Raw genomic sequence first — 1,970 nt, 5'->3', positions numbered from 1 at the left:
CTTAAAGAGAGGGTCGTCGACGAATACTACGACCCGCTGCGCTGGCTCTGGCGGAACACCGTCGGCAAGGTCTTCGAGGCCTAAAGGTCAGCGACGTCTCCAGAATGCGGCACTAAGCAGGGCTGCTGAAGCCGCAATCAAGCCTGATGCTGGGATCAGTCCTCCATCTTCCCTGACAGAGGATGGGACTTCTATTGACTCACTCATGCTGTTAGTATCCTCATTGCTCTCGCGTACGTCCTCGCTGGAATCCAGAGTTATTTCCATCTCCAAATCCCCGGTTCTTTGAGGCGTAATGACAAACTGAACCGTGATTTCCTCCCCATAATACATAGAGTCTAAGAAATAGAGTTGTGTTTCAAAACCACTACCTCCCAGAGTCAACTGTATCTCCTCTACAAATTTTCCATCAAGGTCTACATTACCCCCCTCATTAACTACCTTGATTTCAACTATGACTGGGGCACCAACCTTGATATTCGTCTCATTCAATATTCTGAAGGAACCGGGGACTATGCGTAGTTCAGGTTCCGGAACCGTGAGTGTTATTGGCTCGGATGTCTTCACGACAAGGCCAGACTGGTTGAAAAACACAGCAATCTCCAAAGAATAGATACCAGGTATCAATCCCTGGTCTGGTACAATCGTCATATGGCCTTCAACTAACAAATCATCGATTTCCAACCCATCATAGGTGCCGTTAATCCGGCCTGAAGCTGGAACAAATTTTACATATTCAGCAGGGAGGTCCCCCCCAATCACCTCTAGCTCAAAATCGTCTGACAGTGCTCCAGAAGATTTCAACTGGTATGCGAAATCTGTACTCAGCTCCTGATAAATCAGGTCGCTGCCTCGCGTAGATATGCTATCTATATCCAACAGGAACTGATACGCCTTTACGGAATCTACCCTGAGTATCAACGGCGTATCATCTGGTAGCATCGTGCTATTCCTGCTCGCCGCCACTGGAGGTCCTTCATGTGCAAATATCCAGACAAACTTGGTGTCGCCAGACGAATTTACGGGGGCATTTACGTACAGGTTAAATCGCAGAGTTTCCCCCGACACTATCGTGAAAAGGGTGCCCTCATTAATCGGTTCATTATATTCGTCACTCCACAGAACCATCCAGTTTTCTGCGGAACCAGTAAAATTATAGCCAAGTTCAATGGTCCGTTTGTATTCCGAATCCCTGTTGGTAAAGCTTATCACAAAGCCAACTGATTTGCCTTCGGGTACCTCCTTTTGCAATTCATCAGACTCGACAATGACCTGGGACCCCATAATTGAGTCGCCTCCCGGACTACCGAGCAAAGCCAGAATCAGGAAGACGGGGACTGCAAGAATAGTTACTCCCATCCAGTACCACTGCTTCCTAGCTTCAATCATCATGCTCCTCAAGGGCCCTTCGTCGCCTGTAGTTCCAGCCCACGATGAATATCACGGAAGCAATCGGCAGCAGCAGCGTCGCGAACTCGGGAATCGCGGTGGAGAGCGCGACGAAGGCGTTATCGGCACCCGCGTCGCCGTGCTCCTCGCTCCAGCTGGGGGAGTCGCCAATAGTGGCGCGGTCGACCCGCCCGTCGGCGCGCAGCGCGAACAGGTAGGTGCTGGTGATGCCGAGGCCGACCCACGACGCGGAGCCGCTGGTGGCCGAAGCCCAGCTGCTCCAGCTGGTTGAACTGCCGCTGCTGGAGCGGTAGACCACGCGCTCGTTGCTCATAGCGTAGACGTGCATTTCGTCGTTGAAGGAGGCGAGCGCGACCCAGCCGAGGCCGGAGCCGACATCGCCCTTGCTGCCCCACACCCCGGAGGAGCTGGTGGCGTAGCGCACGACGCCGTCGTTCCGCAGCGCGTAGACGTAGCCGTCGGTCGCCGTCAGTGAGACGAAACCAGTGCCGGAGCCGGCATCGCCGTAGCTGCTCCACGACGCCGAGCCGCTGGTGCTTGAGCGCACCACCTGCCCGTCC

General features: G+C 53.7%; 2 protein-coding genes. Both read right to left on the bottom strand.

The genetic code is table 11. From position 1 onward, the window contains the following. Positions 1 to 87: 87 nt before the first annotated feature. Positions 88 to 1,401 (bottom strand): hypothetical protein, encoded by a 1,314-nt coding sequence (locus QGG57_06790; GenBank protein MDP7007870.1) that lies wholly within the window; start codon positions 1,399 to 1,401, stop codon positions 88 to 90. Next, a partial coding sequence (locus QGG57_06785) for a hypothetical protein (protein ID MDP7007869.1) occupies positions 1,382 to 1,970 on the bottom strand: 589 nt, incomplete at its 5' end. The genes QGG57_06790 and QGG57_06785, both read right to left, overlap by 20 nt.

The sequence above is a fragment of the Candidatus Poseidoniia archaeon genome, from assembly GCA_030748895.1.
In the GTDB taxonomy this organism is placed as follows: domain Archaea; phylum Thermoplasmatota; class Poseidoniia; order MGIII; family CG-Epi1; genus UBA8886.
This window is presented reverse-complemented; position numbering and strand designations above follow the sequence as displayed.